Origin of the sequence: Paenibacillus rhizosphaerae, from assembly GCF_014192015.1 — a bacterium.
In the GTDB taxonomy this organism is placed as follows: domain Bacteria; phylum Bacillota; class Bacilli; order Paenibacillales; family Paenibacillaceae; genus Paenibacillus_AQ; species Paenibacillus_AQ rhizosphaerae.
Genome location: NZ_JACHXJ010000001.1, coordinates 731,834 through 746,917, shown reverse-complemented (window position 1 = coordinate 746,917; position 15,084 = coordinate 731,834). Strand labels below are relative to the sequence as shown.

Here is a 15,084-nt window from a genome sequence, read left to right as displayed (position 1 = left end):
CGCTCCATCTAGAACTTGGCTGCCGTTACGATCGGCTGGTAAAAACCGGACTGCTCGGGCATGACCCACTCCACACGCTGGAATCCAGCCTGCTGCAAAAAGTAGCTCAGCTCGCTTCGCTGAACTGCCCGGTACATAGCTGCATAGCTCTCCGTCTTCCAAGTCCCTAACTGATCCTGCAGTATAAACTGCCGGGTCGTATATGTCGACCCGTCTTCCGACCAATCCCACACTTGGAACACAATTCTTTTGCCATGATTCAAAATTCTGGGCTGTGTAGCGCGGGGCCGTTCCCGGATCAGGCTGTCATAGTCGCGGATCGTGATGATGACCATGCCGCCGGGCAGGCATTTATTGTAAAATTGCCGGCAGGCGATCATCAGGTCCTCATCCGTTAGCAAATGCGGCACCGCATTGTCGGCGGAGAAGACGACGTCAAAGGTGCCGGCAACATCCTGCTCGAGCGTTCTGAAGTCCGCTGTTCCAAATCGGATCGACAGGCCCATGGCCTCAGCTTCCCTTCTCGCTCGCTCTACGGAGTTCGGACTTAGGTCGGTTGCCGTCACTTCAAATCCTTGAAGGGCAAGGCCCAGGCTCTGCGTTCCGATACCGCATGAGGCGTCCAGTATTCGAATTCGTCCACTCCCGGGAAGCTGAAACCGGGAGCGTATCCACCGGTCCCAAAATTCTCCCTGACTGGACACCGTATGTTTCCAATCCTCGTAAATCAAATGATATGATTCAGACATATCGTCATAGAAATCCTGTGTAGACGGCCCCATTCATGTCCCCTCCCTGTTCTCCCGTGATTAATCCATATCCAGAGATGTGAAATCATAATGGATAAACTGCTCGTCACGAACATAACCGCTTTGCTCATACAGCTGCTGGGCGCGTACATTAGTTACCGCCGTGGACAAAGACAGCCCCTTCGCCCGGGCCAGCTTAGCGAACCGTTTGGCCGCTTCAAGCAGCAGCCGGGCGGTTCCCTGCCTGCGGTATTCCTCCCGTACATACAAGTCATTCAAAATATAGGCCCGTTTCATGGAGATGGAGGAAAACACCGGATACAGCTGGGTAAACCCGGCGATCCGGCCCTGCTCCACGTCTTCGGCTATCAGGATGACCGATTGCCGGTGCTCCATTCGCTCGAACAAGAAGGCGGCCGCCCCTTCAACGTCTGGCTCCTGACCATAAAATATCCGGTACAAGTCAAAAATGGCGGCAAGCTCTTGCAAATCCCCCAGTCCCGCCTCCCGGACCGTAATGCCTTCTTTAGACACGTTAGGTTTCCTCCCTATCATAGCAAGTTATGTCTACGGATCATGCCGTTCCAGCTCCCACCCGTTTCCTCAGGATGTACCAGCCATCCGTCCGTTCAGGATACGCATGCTCCTCAACAACTTCATAACCCAGCTTGAGGTAAAACCGGATGTTATCTTGAAGCGATAACCTGACTCCCAACCGGATCTCGGGATAACGATGCTGCACAGCGAGTTTCTCGAAATGCTTCATGATCGCCTTGCCCAAACCTTCACCCCGGGCCTCGGGTATGACGGATAGCCGTCCGACGTACAAAAAGGGGGCACGGAAGGAATACTGCGCCGACCCCACGGGCTTATCACCGGACCAAGCCAAAAGGGCTCCGCCTCCATGCTCGCTGATTTTCTGACGGATCGTCTCGGTGTCCTCCGACAAGGCTCCTGAAGGCGGATGGAGCCGGCCCCGATATTCTTCAAAAGCCAGCATCATCGTGTCGTGTACGAGCCCCAGCTCATCCATGTCCGCAGTTCTGATTTCATAATTCACCTGGTCCGCCTCCTTTCAGATGTGCTTCCCCCCGAATTCCATCATATAGTTGCGGATGCCAAGGAAGCAATCAGTAAAATGCGGCCTGCCCCGAATCGGACTACCTGGAGATCAGCCGGCCCATACGTCCTTCACATAGTTCCCTGCCGATTCGAGGCCGGCAAGCCATTGGGCTGCTTCTTCCGGGCTTACCCCGTATTTGTCCCGATAGGAGCCCATCAGCGTCTCTTCCACTTGGGGAGCCATCCGGGAGCCGTCGCCGCAAATGTACAGCTTAGCCCCGACCTCGAGCAGTTGCAGCAGCAGCTCACCGTCCTGCTTCATCAGATGCTGGACATAGCATTTATCCGTACCCTCCACTCTGGAGAAAGCCGTATGAAGCGTCACTGCTCCGTCCTTTTCCGCCCGTTCAAACTCCTCACGGTATAAGTAATCATGCTCCGGGTTTCTGCAGCCAAAGTACAGATGAGCCTTGCCCAGCGCCTTTCCTTCCGCTTGCAGGACCCGTCTCGCCTGGATAAAACCTCTGAACGGTGCCACGCCCGTGCCCGGCCCTACCATGATCATCGGTATGGCGGGATCCTCCGGCAGCACAAATCCGGATTCGGGAGATCGGACGAACATCAGCACCTCGGCCCCAGGCTCCTGCGCGGCCAGGTAGTTGGAGGCGATGCCGTGGTACTCTCCCTTACCGCTCCATGCTACTCCCCGAACCACACCGACCGTGATACTGGCGGCGCCTGGACTGACTTTCGGCGAGCTGGAGATGGAGTAATATCTCGGCTTGAGGGCCGGCAGCAGCTCCAGAAAGCGCGCAAACGGCAGCTCGCAGGCATCATATTGCTCAAGCAGGTCAAGCATCGTCAGCCGCTTTGCCCGAATGTTGGTTTGGTAATCGTCTTCCTCAAGCATGGCCTCCAGTTCCCGGGCATGCGGCGGACATACCGTGCACGATGCCAGCTCCCGAATTTGGGCGCGGGTGGCTGGCTCCTGCAGCTCGACGCTTCGGGACAGCAGTTCGTCCAGCCGGATCGGCACTCCTGTCTTCAGGTGTGCGCTGCGATTCCCGTCCGCCGTCAGGATCAGGTGCGCCGAGCCGTCCAGCTGGAACCGGCGGAGCACCCGCTGCACCAATGGCTCAGGATTGACCGGAAGCACGCCAAGATGATCCCCTTCGCGATATGATGTACCCTCCGGCAGGGCAATTTCGATGTGCTGTGTGACCCGTCCGCTGGCCGTGTGCTGAAGATTGCAGCTGCTCACGATCCGCCCGGATACGGCGCTGTAGGTTTCCGCAAGCGGCACGGCAGCCACGCCCTGGACAAAGCGCAGCGACAGCGTGCTCCGCTTGGTGTCGCGGCCGGACGCGACCGGGAGTCCCAGCGCGGGCATTAAATCCGGCCATAAACGCTCCGTCCAGTCGTCCACCTCCCGTTCAAAATCGCCGCTGGCATCGCTCTCCCCGCGCGGAAGTAACCGCTTCGCCCCTTTGGCCGCCAGCTGCTCATCAATCAGGCGCGGGATCCGCTGGTACGTGCTGGCCCAATTGTGATCCCCGCAGCCGAATACCGCGTAGCGGACATCCCGGATGGCAGCGGGATCGGCGGACTCCAGCCATTCCATAAACACCTTTGCGTTGGAAGGGGGCTGGCCGTTATAAGACGCCGTCACGATAATCACCGCCCCTTCCTTCGGAAGCGCACCGGCATAGTCGTCCAGGGGACCGACCTGGCTGTCGAATCCCTGGTACCTCGCACGGTCAGCCACCTCCCTGGCGATGCCTTCCGCGGTGCCCAAATTGGAGCCGTACAGGACAAGCAGCGGCGTATGATGATCATTTGCAGCCAGGGATGCCGGCTTGGCGGATTCGCTGACTGCGGCTTCCACCGTCTCGGCTCTGCCGTAACCCACCGGAATCAATGCGCCCTTCCGGCTGCGGACACGGATCCGGAATCCTTCCGGTTTTAGCGTAAGCGTCTCTTTAACCTTGAGTTCGTAGCGGCCGGAATCCTCGAGGTCAAAATACTTCAGCACCAGCCCCAGCACCATCGTGGCTTCCTGCAGGGCGAACTGCTGGCCGATGCACGCCCGCTGGCCGTTACCGAACGGCTTATACGCATCATGGGGCACCTTGCTGGGATCCTCGAACCGCTCGGGTCTGAACACCTCCACGTCATCGCCCCAGACGCGCACGTCCCGGTGAAGTCCCGGAATGAGAACCGTCACGCTGTTTCCCTGTTGAATCGGATAAGTTCCCCCGATCATCGTATCTTCTTTAGCGTACAGCGAGAAAGCCGGTGCGGTCGGCCATAACCGCAGGGACTCGCTAAGCACCATCCGGACATATTTCAGTTCCCTTACCTGATGATACGTCGGCACTGGATCTTTCAACACGCGGTCCACTTCTTCCACGGCCTTGCGCAGCTTATCGGGGTTTTTCATCAGATAATAAATCGCAAAAGAGAGCAAACCGCTGGTCGTTTCATGCCCCGCGATCAGGAACGTGATCATCTGATAACGGATATTTTCATGATCCAGCCGCTCCCCTGTATTTGCATCGACGCCGTTCAGCATATGCGCAAGCAGATCATCCTCATCCCCGCCATGCGCCTTACGCTCCCGGATCAGCTCGTCAACGAGTGAGAACATCGTCTGGATATCCTCTCGAAATTGCCGCTTCTTCCGGATCATAAACATATCCTGGATGCCCAGACGGTGCAGCTGGTTCATCCCTTCGTCAAGCGCCCGTACCATGGCATCGATAAAGGGATGGTTATTTTCCCGGTAAAAGCTGTTAAACCGGTAACTGAACCCGCACAGCCCGATCGTGTCAAGCGTCAGCCGGGTCATATCGGCAGGAACGTCGACCGTCTCATCCGGATTCAGCCTTCCCCATTTTTGAATCAGCTGCATGGCGATATCCAGCATTTTCGTATGATAACCCTGCATGGCCCGCTGGCTGAAGCTGGACAGCAGAATGTTATGGGCTTTTTTCCAATTGGGTTCCTGGGTTGCGCTCGTAAAGAGTCCGTCACCGGCAAAAGCGCGCACGTTCTGCAGCGGAGCCCAGATCCTTTTGTCGAAACGCTTTTCGTCGCAAGCATCCTTCACATATTCATGGCCGGACACGTACAGCTCCCTGCGGCCGCCGGGATATTGGAACTGAAAGATCGGCCCGAGCTCCGCGGCGACCTTTACCAACGATTGCACTGGTGCGGCGGAATCCAGCAAAGGCAGATTGCCTAAAGGTCCGTAGGTTTTAGGTTGAGGCACCTGAATGGTTTGCGTCATGGTTATTTCCTCCATCATCCTGTTTCTTCTCTTTAATCCAGCCCTTGCAGAGGACCGAAAAACGCTTGAAAGGTACCGACTGACCAAAATAGTAATCCGGTCATTTTATAAGAAAAAAGGAGGATTTGACGGCTGCTTGGCTGTGTACGCCTGACAACGCTGTCCTATCCTACCTTTTACCCTATCATGATATGATTGCCCCGCACATCAGCCAGAGGTCGGAATTCAAAGGCCGGGCGGCGTGCTTCCTGATACTTTTCAGCCAGGACATTATTCAGTCATATACGACTTCCGTCCCGGCAATAAAGTCATGAATCGCCCGCTTGTCTTCACGCAGCCCCACCATAAAAGCACTGATGATCGCGCAGATGCCGAAGCTTAGACCATACACGAGGCCGGCCACGACGTTCCGCAGCAGCATGGTTCCAATTCCGGGAGGCTGATGATCGCTCACCTTGCGAATCCGGATGTTGCATATCCTCTTGCCAACTGTATAACCGTTCCAGAATACAGGCACGAGCAGCGTGTACAAACCGCTAATCGTATCGGAAATCCACTCCTCGTTCCCCCATTTCCCTGTAATCAGCCACACCACAATCATGATCGGCAAGCCGACGAGCAGCCCATCCGCCAGCGATGCCCCAAGCCTGATCCAAAAACCCGCATTCCGATTCATTCCGCCTCCTCCTTTTTGTACCCCAAGTTTTATCCATAGTACTCTGGCGCTTTGGCGGTACATTCTTTACTTATGCGACGGCATGACCATTGTTTCTTCCATGCGCCCTTCCAGCAATATGCTGCTTATATTTAAAGAACGTCAGGGAGAAGAAAAAGTTACTGGATTGCAGCAGCTTGCGGCCGTAGTGAAAAACTATAGCCCGAATTCATGCTTAATCTGTTGCGCCACTTCTTCTGCGCTCAAATCCGTATTGTTGATTCGCAAATAGTTCTCCCGCTGAATCTCGCCGTCGTATGAATTTAGACGGTACCTTTCCATCGATGTCTTCAGCTCCTTTTCGGACCACTCCGTGTTCCGCTTCGTGGGCTTGTGCTGCAGCCGATTTGGACTACGATTGCGGGAGAGACGTTCGTCTAGATCAGCCTCCAGCTCTACGAAATAAACTTCGGCACCCCTGGATTCGAAAATCCCGCATACTTCCTCCACATAATCCCAATCCGCCTTCATGTCCAGCGCCCATACAAACGTAAATATCAAGCCGGCGAGGTCGCTTTTGGCAACCTCTTCAAAGATTTCCCTCCGGAACAATCCGACCAGCCGTTTCCCGGCTTCCGATCCGTAGCTGAAAAACGGGGATACCAGCTCAATCGTCATATGGTTGTGAAAAAGCTTCAGCCCCGTTATTTTTTCGAGCTCCTGTCCGACGGTCATTTTGCCTACGGCCTGCGGGCCAAAAATAAGAATGAATTTCATCCGGTCTCCCTCCTTTTACCATTCCTGTGGTTTGATGAATTCAACAGGGACGGCTCACTTTCCTTGAATATCATTTTCCCGCTGAGAGCACAAAAATAAAAAGCCCCCCGAACCAGGATGTCTGTCCATGATATTCGGAGGAGCCTTCGCAGTATGTCTGTATGTAATGGATTAATCGATGAATAAGTCAGGATCCGGCCTGATCTTGCTCTTGAGCTGTCTGAGGTTGTACTCCATTTTCAATACGATTTCCTCTATCACCTTGGGATCGATGGCAAAACGGTCCGGTTCCGGCCGTGAGCCTGCCTTCAAGTCACGCAGCGTGTTTTGCTGCTCCTGCCATTTATCCATCAGATCGGAAATGATCGCATAAAACCGCTCGTAATCGCTTATGACTTCATCCAGGTAGGCATCCACCTCTTCCGGATCGTAACCCCGAAGCTTGTTGCTGAACACCTTTTCATGGATGGAAAGTGCATCCAGATGAATGCCCAGCTGCTTGAACAGCTTCTTCTGTTTATCCAATCGGCGCTGCATATGTTCATCCATTTGACGAATACCTCCAAATCTCTAGCCCCGCAAAGGGAGGATGTCCTGTATTACTCCCACACCCTATATTTTTTATATCACATCCTTGCCGGGGATGAAAACCGTTCACCGCTTTTTTGGAGAATGTTCCAAAGAAAAATGGCCATCCTAAGGGATGGCACAAATTGACACAAGCGTGAAATATGTTATTATATGAATAGATGCTCATATGTTAATATTAAATATAGACATGGATGCAATTTCGCTTTGTATTCTAAAGGAGGAGCCGCTTATGGCACACGGTCATCATCACCATCATTCCCACTCATCCACTCACCAGCATTCACATTCACATTCACACTCACACTCACATTCGCATGCACACGGACCGGCCGATTATAGCCGCGCCTTTCTGATCGGCATCGTGCTCAACACGGCCTTCGTCATTTTGGAAGCGGCTTATGGCCTGATCAGCCATTCCCTTTCGCTCGTAGCCGATGCCGGACATAATTTAAGCGACGTACTCGCTCTCATTCTGGCCTGGGCCGCCAGCCTCCTCGGCCGGAAGAAACCGACGCAGCTGCGTACGTACGGCTACCGCCGCTCCTCCATCCTGGCCGCCCTCTTCAATGCCCTGTTCCTGCTCGCGGCGATCGCGCTCATCGCTTGGGGCGCCATCAGCCGCCTCATCCATCCGCAGCCTGTCGACGGAGTGGACGTCATCTGGGTAGCGGCTGTCGGCATCCTCATCAACGCCTTGACGGCGCTGCTGTTCGTTTCCGGCCGCCGGGGCGATCTGAACGTCCGGGGGGCGTTTCTGCATATGGCTGCGGACGCCGGCGTATCGCTGGGCGTGGTCATCGCGGGAGTCGTCATTTCCGCAACCGGCTGGCTGTGGGTCGACCCGGTCGTCAGTCTGCTGATCGTGCTTGCAATCGGCATCAGCACCTGGGGGCTGCTGAAGGATTCGCTCAACATGGCTCTCGACAGCGTGCCTCCGGGCACAGACATTGCGGCCATCCGGAATTACCTGACTTCCCTGCCTTGGGTCAAAAGCATGCATGATCTGCACATTTGGGGCATGAGCACCACGGAAACGGCGTTGACGGCCCATCTCGTGGTGACGGAGCCCTGCAATGGCGACAATCTTCTTCAGCAGGCAGCAGCCGAGCTGCGCGAGCAATTCGGCATCGGCCATGTCACCTTACAGCTCGAGATCGGTGATCTGCCCTGCGCCCTGGAAGGAACGGATACCGTCTAGCTTGCTCAGCCGGAGCTAACGGACTCGGACTCGGCATGATTGCTCCCGGCGCCTTTAGGGTAAGGAAAGAGTACAGATACCTTATTCTACTGTGAGAAGGGAGTCTTATCCATGAGTCATTTAACCCGTGATCAGCAGCAGGAGCTCAAATCCGCACTGCTGGAACGCAAAAAGGAGCTGGAACACCACTTTCAAGCGAATGGCGAGGACAATGCCCTGCTGGGCGACTCGCTCGCCGATTCCACGGGTGAGCTGTCCTCTTACGATAATCACCCCGCCGATGTGGGCACGGAGGTGTTCGAACGCGGCCGGGACCTGGCCGTTAACGACACGCTGCAGGATGAGTTGGACCAGGTTGACAGCGCACTTGCGCGTATGGACCGCGGCGAGTACGGCCAATGCGCCGAATGCGGCCGGGACATTCCGTTCGAGCGTCTGCAGGCGATCCCGTACACTGCTTATTGCGTGGAGCATACGCCCCATCGGGACGTCAGCAGCGACCGGCCGGTCGAAGAAGAGGTAATCACCCCGCCGCCGTCCGGCGCGGGGGAGAACCGTCAGCGCTATGACGGCCGTTTTGACGACGCGGACGCATGGGAGTCCGTCGAGGAGTACGGCACGTCCAATACGCCGGCCATGGCAGCCAAGCGTGACGTCACCGATTATGATGAAGGCATGTAAGCCGGTACAGTACACACGAATCGAAGCCCCGGGGATCTCCGCCAGAGAACCCGGGGCTTTCCTTGTTTAGGAACTTGTGTCTCGCCTCCCACAGCACTTGAAGATGAACGTTTACTGCAGGAAGACTTTCTGTTTCGTCTCAGCTGACTTCAGGCACGCTTCCACGACCTTCATGTTCCGTACCGCATCTTCCGGAGGATAAGGGAGCGGCGTTCCGTCCAATACCGCTGCGGCAAAAGCGTCGGCCTCCAGCATAAAATGGCTCAGCACACCGAAGCGTTCCTCCCGCCGCTGATCCCCGATATGGACGATAATCTGGGCCGGCTCCTCGCTCTGCTCCCATCCAAAGGCGACCGGCAGCTCGATCCGCCCATGCGAACCCACAATCTCCAGCGTGCACCGTGGCGCGGCCCACATGCCGCAATCAAAGGTGAGCCCCACGTCGTTCGGAAACTCCACCAGACCGGTTGCCATGACGTCCACATGATCGTGTTCCTCCGAAAACAGCGCCTGAACCGACACGGCCAGCGGCTCCTCACCTAGTACCATGCGAGCCGCCGAAATCGGGTAGCCGGCAACATCATAGATGGCTCCGCCGCCCATCGTTTTTTTGTACCGCACGTTCTCCTTATTTTCGATATGGTTGTACGTGAAGCACCCGTGAATGGCCCGGATCTGGCCGATTTCGCCTTCCTCGATGATCTCCCGGACTCTGCGGTGCTTCGGATGATACCGGTACATAAACGCTTCGGAGAAAATCACCCCCGCTTCCCTGCACACTTCGACCATTTCGGAAGCTTCTTCCGGGCTGAGTGCGGACGGCTTCTCGCACAGCACGTGCTTGCCGGCTTTCGCGGCCTTGATCGTCCATTCTTTATGCAAATGGTTGGGAAGCGGAATATAGACCGCATCAATGTCGGGATCCTTCAGCAGGTCTTCGTAGGTTCCATACGCTTTCGGTATATCAAACTGTTCCGCCGTATCCTTGGCTTTGGCGTAATCCCGGCTGGCCACCGCCGCAATTTCGGCGCGTCTGGCGCCCTGAACGCCGGGAATAAAAGCGGTTCTCGCGATACTGGCCGTGCTTAAAACCCCAAAACGCAGCTTTTCCTGCATCCCTTACGCCTCCTTCCCTTCCGGGTCTTATTGGTAATTGTCGTTAACCGCCTTGTGCAGAATGCCAAGACAGCGGTCCAGATCGGTTTTGACCTGTTTTTTATACAGCTTGGCCTTCTCGGCTCCATCGTCTGTAAAGTGGTACAATACGATTTCCTGAAAATCTACCCGCGGATCGCTTCCCTTCAACTGCTTGGTACGGTAGAAAATGCCCTCCTGCACCAGTTCGTGCAGGGCACGGTAAATTTCGCTCTGCGGGGGAGAATAGCCGTAACTTTTAAACTGCTGTCTCAGTTCCTCCAGCATCTGATAACCGTATCCGCGGTGCTGCTCCACCATCGTAATCAGGTAAGCTTTAATAAATGCCCGCTGGGCAATCATAAAGGCCATGCCAGCTTCCTCTCTTTCTTCCCTATTTCCTTCATTAACCCATTTACCTCCATTATAAACGACTATTTTCCAAATCGCATAGCATGAAGGTTTCACTTTGGGAGAATCAGCGGCAATTTTGCATTCAGCGAGCCTATTGAGGAGACCGGGGAACGGATTGGACCAGGGTAGATCGGTCGGAGCAGACTAAGTCGGTTTGGCTCCTCCCTTTTCACCTTCGCCTAACAGACTTAAGTACGCCTGGGCATGGCAGAATGGCTCCAAAGGTGCAAGATACAGTACGTATTTGCAATACCTATTGTGAATTTTTCATATGTTGAAATCATGACATTTAGAGGTTGGCAAGAGAATAAGCCCCGGATCCGCCTGCGGGCAGAACACAAGGCTTTTTGATAAATTTAAGTCGTTTGGTTGATCGCGGGATCAACATCATCGAATATCAAGCCGCTTTTGGCGGGCTTGTTCTTTTTCTCAAGGAAGAGACTCCTGCCGTCCACTTGCCGAAAGGCAGGTAAGACAAGACCACGATCAGGAGATAGGAGAGCACAACGCAAATGATGAAAGACATCAGCATCCGCAGCGCGACGTTCCACCCGGCAAACCACCAGGCATCAAAGGAATAAGTATAACGCAGCATGAGGGCATGAGCCAGATAAGTACCATACGAATATTTTCCGAGCAAGGACATCGCCCGCTGCGCACGCGGACCAGCCTGACGAGTCCATTGGAGCGCGTACCTGTAAATGACAAAAACCGAGCCCACCAAAAACACGGCGATCATCGGACGCAGCAGCGAAACCGCATTAAAGTTGATGTTCAGTCCGTCCGCCGTTTGAAAGCTGCCAACCAGCTTGTAGGTAAAATATCCAAACAAGATCAAAAAGACAGCCGTGTAAATGACTCCGCCTTTCTCAACCGCCCATCTCCACCGCTCAGGGTACATGCCCGCTGCCGCCCCAAGGATGAAATAAAACGTAAAATAGACGAAGTTGCGATCGGCATAGGCGGTAAAAAACGGCGTCAGAAACGGGATATCCGCTTTAGTCAGCAGAGCGCTAATATCCGGCCGAAAGTACAGCAGCACCAGATAAGCCAAACCGCTGAGTACCAGCAGGGCCGTCCACAATCGATGCGGAGCAGCATTCATGATCCGGCGGATCAGCATACGAAAGACAGGGAACAGCAAATAAAACTGCACGATCATGACCACGTACCATAAATGATAACTGTTCTTACCCGTGAACAGCATCATCCCCCATTTTCCCCATTGTTCGGGTGACCCGAAGTTCCATTGCTGACTGATGCCAAAATAAACAGCCGACCACAAGATATAGGGAACCAGAATATCGCTGAACCTTTTTCGAATAAAAACGCCGTACCGCAGCGGGCCGTCGTAATTGTAGAACAGCACCATCCCGGTGATGAAAATGAAAACGGGCACCGCAAATTTGGCCGCCATCAGCAGCAGCGTCATGATGACGCCGTCCTCTATGGTCACGCCGCCGACGATGGAGTAGTGGGCGATCGCATGCTGCATGGCCACAGCCAAAAAGGCCATCCCCCGCAGCATCTCTATTTCCTGTATTCTCGCTTTCTTTGACATACCTTCCTCCTGGTGCAAAAAAGATGACTTTCCTGGCCTCAGTTCATTTTCTTTACTTTACCCTTTTCCATCCTAAACGAAAAAAAGAACGCCTGCCAGAAAGAATTGGCAAAGCGTTCTCTGATCTTACGGCCCGGCTGAGAATACGTACCGGAAGCCGCATCGTTAATAGCGTTTAGGGAGCAGCGTGTAATCCACGCGTTCCGGAACTTCAATCAGCAGCATCCGAAGCTGGCCGTCCTGGGCCTGGACTGTGATCTCTTCGTCATGATCTGTGCTCAGCAGCATAAAGTCGCGCGGATCAAACGTTTCGTCATGGTCGCCCGGAAGCTCACCGCTCCAGCGGCCGCCGCCCCGAAGCGCGAGCGCAGCCAGCGCCCGGCCCTTGCGAAGGAGGTGGCTGTAGGTGCCGCCGGCTTCCAGCTGAACGTCCCACATTCCGGCATCCACGCTGAGCTTAAGCGGGGCGTCTCCCCCCACGATCTGCTTGACGGTGCCCCCGGCGGTTGCCGTTACCGGAAACTGTTCGTGCTCCCATTGCTCGTAAGCCGGCTCCCGCTTGTTCGATATTTTTAGATCCGGCTCAAACCAAATTTGAAAGCTCTCCATGTCCGGACCGATCAGGCGCTCCTCATGGCTGACTCCCGATCCCGCCTGAATCAGCTGAGCCCCGCCGGAACCAACCGTGCTGCGGGTACCGAGGGAATCCCCGTGCTCAGCCTTCCCCTGGATGACGTACGTCATAATTTCAAATCCAAAATGGGGGTGAAGAGGAATATGGCCTTCCTCCGGAGTGTGGGCCCATGCCCAATAAAACAGCGGACCAATCCGGTTAATGACCGATCCCTCTCCGGGGAAACCGATCGGCTTCTGCTCTGTGATCTTTCCTCCATCAAATTCTCCGCGTCCCTGCATCGAAGGTAAATAGCGCCGTACATGCATGCTCATCCCATCCTTTCACGTCTTGCTAAACTTGCTGCACAATATCAAGTCATCTGAATGATTTCCCTTGCGTATCAGTAATTACAAAACGTCCTTACTGAAACAGGCTGTATGCTCCCGGACCGGTCAATGCCACGCCGACGACTGCAGCGATCAGGATCAGATTATACTCAAACCCGTTCGAGGTCGCCCAAAAGCCGTTTTTGCCATGAACAGTGACGATGGCGCCGATCATCGTGACAGCGATCATGATCGCCGCAAGCGGAGTCCAGATACCCGCGGCGAACAGCAGTCCACCGGCAAATTCAAATATCCCCGTAACGAGCGCCAGCAGGAAGGCCGGCTTCAAGTTCATCGATGCGAGCCACCCGGCCGTCCCTTTTAAGCCGCCTCCACCAAACCAGCCGAACAGCTTCTGCGCACCATGCCCGGCAAACGTAAGTCCAATCACCAAACGAATAATCAACAATCCCCATGCAACCATCTTCAACATCCTCCATTTTTTTAAATTTAATTTTCTTAATATTGAGATAATGACTTAAAAAAAAGCATATCATTCAAACTGCTAACTACATGCTGCAACTTTTAACAAAACCCCCTCATCCAGCCCGCTAATATTGGCATAACCGCTTCATCAGATCAGCCTCATTTCTTTTTGGTAAATATCTTAAATTTAAGATAATTCATAATTCGTTTTTTGTCAACACCTGATTTTAAAGTTTCTTTTGCACATTATATGTTTAGGCAAAGTAACATCCCGTGCATAGCTTTTTACAATCCAGACAACAATATTCCAAAAAAGACAGGGGGTGCTATGATGGACGGCAGCCTTAGGATGACCGGAAGTCCTGCTCCGAACGCCTCCTGGCAAAAACTGATCAGGCATGAGACGCTGGGCATCATCAAGTCCGAGACCTTGGCACAGCTCGTTTCCGACCCCGCTCTCATCGATCTGCTGAAGATCAGCGTCCAAATGCGCAAATCGCTGCTCGAGCAGCTCCACGACGTTTTTTACCGGCAAACCCAAGCGATTTCATCCTCATTCCAAGCAGGTGACGACCATGAATCCCCTCCTGGAGAGCCTGACCGGCCTAAAGGCGCTCAATGACCAGTATATTGCAGCAGATCTGATGCAGGATACGCAAGTCCGGATTTCTATCCTCGCCCAGTGCCTGCTGGAAGATCCGCCGCATATTCAGGATAGCATAGCCAGAGAGCTGCGAACCGCATTAGAATTTTTACAGCAGCTTACCGAGTACTGCGTCCGTAAAGCCTGGATTTTGCCTGACGCTTTGGCACAGTGGGAGCAGGACCTGAAATGGGCTTATAAGGCCGTTAAAATGGTCTAAACGCAAAAAAACGGCCCCCTGCAGGAGCCGTTTTTTTTATGTTATTATCGGCGAACGTGATCGTTGTCGGTCAAGGAAACGGTATCGTCCGTCACCAGTCCGAGGTCCCTGTTATAGCGTTCGGCATTCAGCGAACGGTTTCGGTTGAACACGTCGTAAATGTCCCGATCCCGGCCTCTCGCATCGACGATGACCAAAATTTTACCCTTATCCACATAAGTTTCGTACTCTTTGGCCTCATCCTCCGGAATACCCAGGCCGATCAAGCCGCCAACGAGTCCGCCGGCACCGGCACCTACCGCAGCACCGGCAAGCGTTGCGGCAATCGGACCAGCCGCGAGAATCGGCCCGATTCCCGGGATGGCGAGTGCGCCGATTCCTGCCAGCAGTCCGGCCACACCGCCGAGCATACCACCCGTGGCTGCGCCGGCGGCCACGCCTTCCGGCGCCTTCGTACCGGTATCTTCCGTAATCGTCTGCAAATCTTCCCGGTCCCTCGTTACCACCGAAATATCCTCAGGTGGGAAACCGAAATCCTGCAGCTCGGTGATCGCCCGGGACGCTTCCTGCTCACTCTCAAAAACGCCTACGATTTTTTTGCCATGATCCATCATGTTCACCCTCCATTCATTGTTGTTATGCCTTCTATTACCCCCACCAAGAGGTTTGCAAACAATAATAA

General features: G+C 54.3%; 17 protein-coding genes. 4 read left to right on the top strand and 13 right to left on the bottom strand.

Annotated elements, in window-relative coordinates; all coding sequences use genetic code 11:
- Positions 1-8: 8 nt before the first annotated feature.
- From FHS19_RS03285 to FHS19_RS03255, 7 genes are all read right to left on the bottom strand, one after another.
- Positions 9-782, bottom strand: coding sequence for a class I SAM-dependent methyltransferase (locus tag FHS19_RS03285; RefSeq protein WP_183578519.1), 774 nt, complete (start codon positions 780-782; stop codon positions 9-11).
- Positions 783-809: 27 nt separating this feature from the next.
- Positions 810-1,268, bottom strand: coding sequence for a GNAT family N-acetyltransferase (locus FHS19_RS03280; RefSeq protein ID WP_376771831.1), 459 nt, complete (start codon positions 1,266-1,268; stop codon positions 810-812).
- A 55-nt stretch (positions 1,269-1,323) separates the two neighbouring features.
- A complete protein-coding gene (locus FHS19_RS03275; RefSeq protein WP_183578513.1) occupies positions 1,324-1,809 on the bottom strand; it encodes a GNAT family N-acetyltransferase in 486 nt (161 codons plus the stop codon).
- Positions 1,810-1,920: 111 nt separating this feature from the next.
- Positions 1,921-5,100 (bottom strand): bifunctional cytochrome P450/NADPH--P450 reductase, encoded by a 3,180-nt coding sequence (locus tag FHS19_RS03270; protein WP_183578510.1) that lies wholly within the window; start codon positions 5,098-5,100, stop codon positions 1,921-1,923.
- Between the two features lie 274 nt (positions 5,101-5,374).
- Positions 5,375-5,776, bottom strand: a complete 402-nt coding sequence (locus FHS19_RS03265; RefSeq protein ID WP_183578507.1) for an RDD family protein — start codon at positions 5,774-5,776, stop codon at positions 5,375-5,377.
- 195 nt (positions 5,777-5,971) lie between these two features.
- Positions 5,972-6,532, bottom strand: a complete 561-nt coding sequence (locus tag FHS19_RS03260; RefSeq protein WP_183578504.1) for an ATP-binding protein — start codon at positions 6,530-6,532, stop codon at positions 5,972-5,974.
- 171 nt (positions 6,533-6,703) lie between these two features.
- Positions 6,704-7,081, bottom strand: a complete 378-nt coding sequence (locus tag FHS19_RS03255) for a DivIVA domain-containing protein (protein WP_183578500.1) — start codon at positions 7,079-7,081, stop codon at positions 6,704-6,706.
- A 271-nt stretch (positions 7,082-7,352) separates the two neighbouring features.
- On the opposite strand from FHS19_RS03255, the gene FHS19_RS03250 reads away from it, so the two are divergent.
- On the top strand, positions 7,353-8,321 hold the full coding sequence (locus FHS19_RS03250) for a cation diffusion facilitator family transporter (protein WP_183578497.1): 969 nt from the start codon (positions 7,353-7,355) through the stop codon (positions 8,319-8,321).
- A gap of 111 nt (positions 8,322-8,432) precedes the next feature.
- On the top strand, positions 8,433-9,002 hold the full coding sequence (locus FHS19_RS03245; protein ID WP_183578494.1) for a TraR/DksA C4-type zinc finger protein: 570 nt from the start codon (positions 8,433-8,435) through the stop codon (positions 9,000-9,002).
- Between the two features lie 111 nt (positions 9,003-9,113).
- Here the strand turns inward: FHS19_RS03245 and FHS19_RS03240 are convergent, their stop codons facing one another.
- The 5 genes from FHS19_RS03240 to FHS19_RS03220 form a co-directional block, all read right to left on the bottom strand.
- Entirely contained in the window at positions 9,114-10,118 is a 1,005-nt protein-coding gene (locus FHS19_RS03240; protein ID WP_183578491.1) for a Gfo/Idh/MocA family protein, read from the bottom strand.
- A gap of 27 nt (positions 10,119-10,145) precedes the next feature.
- Positions 10,146-10,508 (bottom strand): replication termination protein, encoded by a 363-nt coding sequence (locus FHS19_RS03235; protein WP_183578488.1) that lies wholly within the window; start codon positions 10,506-10,508, stop codon positions 10,146-10,148.
- A gap of 439 nt (positions 10,509-10,947) precedes the next feature.
- Positions 10,948-12,111, bottom strand: a complete 1,164-nt coding sequence (locus FHS19_RS03230) for an acyltransferase (RefSeq protein WP_183578484.1) — start codon at positions 12,109-12,111, stop codon at positions 10,948-10,950.
- A 165-nt stretch (positions 12,112-12,276) separates the two neighbouring features.
- Entirely contained in the window at positions 12,277-13,053 is a 777-nt protein-coding gene (locus tag FHS19_RS03225; protein WP_183578481.1) for a pirin family protein, read from the bottom strand.
- A 94-nt stretch (positions 13,054-13,147) separates the two neighbouring features.
- On the bottom strand, positions 13,148-13,537 hold the full coding sequence (locus FHS19_RS03220; protein WP_152402393.1) for a DoxX family protein: 390 nt from the start codon (positions 13,535-13,537) through the stop codon (positions 13,148-13,150).
- 351 nt (positions 13,538-13,888) lie between these two features.
- Between FHS19_RS03220 and FHS19_RS03215 the strand changes: the two genes are divergently transcribed.
- Positions 13,889-14,161, top strand: a complete 273-nt coding sequence (locus FHS19_RS03215; RefSeq protein WP_183578478.1) for a hypothetical protein — start codon at positions 13,889-13,891, stop codon at positions 14,159-14,161.
- On the top strand, positions 14,115-14,402 hold the full coding sequence (locus tag FHS19_RS03210) for a hypothetical protein (RefSeq protein WP_183578476.1): 288 nt from the start codon (positions 14,115-14,117) through the stop codon (positions 14,400-14,402). Before FHS19_RS03215 ends, FHS19_RS03210 begins: the two co-directional genes overlap by 47 nt.
- 44 nt (positions 14,403-14,446) lie before the next feature.
- Here FHS19_RS03210 and FHS19_RS03205 read toward each other — a convergent pair whose 3' ends face one another.
- Entirely contained in the window at positions 14,447-15,016 is a 570-nt protein-coding gene (locus FHS19_RS03205; protein ID WP_376771808.1) for a general stress protein, read from the bottom strand.
- Positions 15,017-15,084 lie beyond the last annotated feature (68 nt).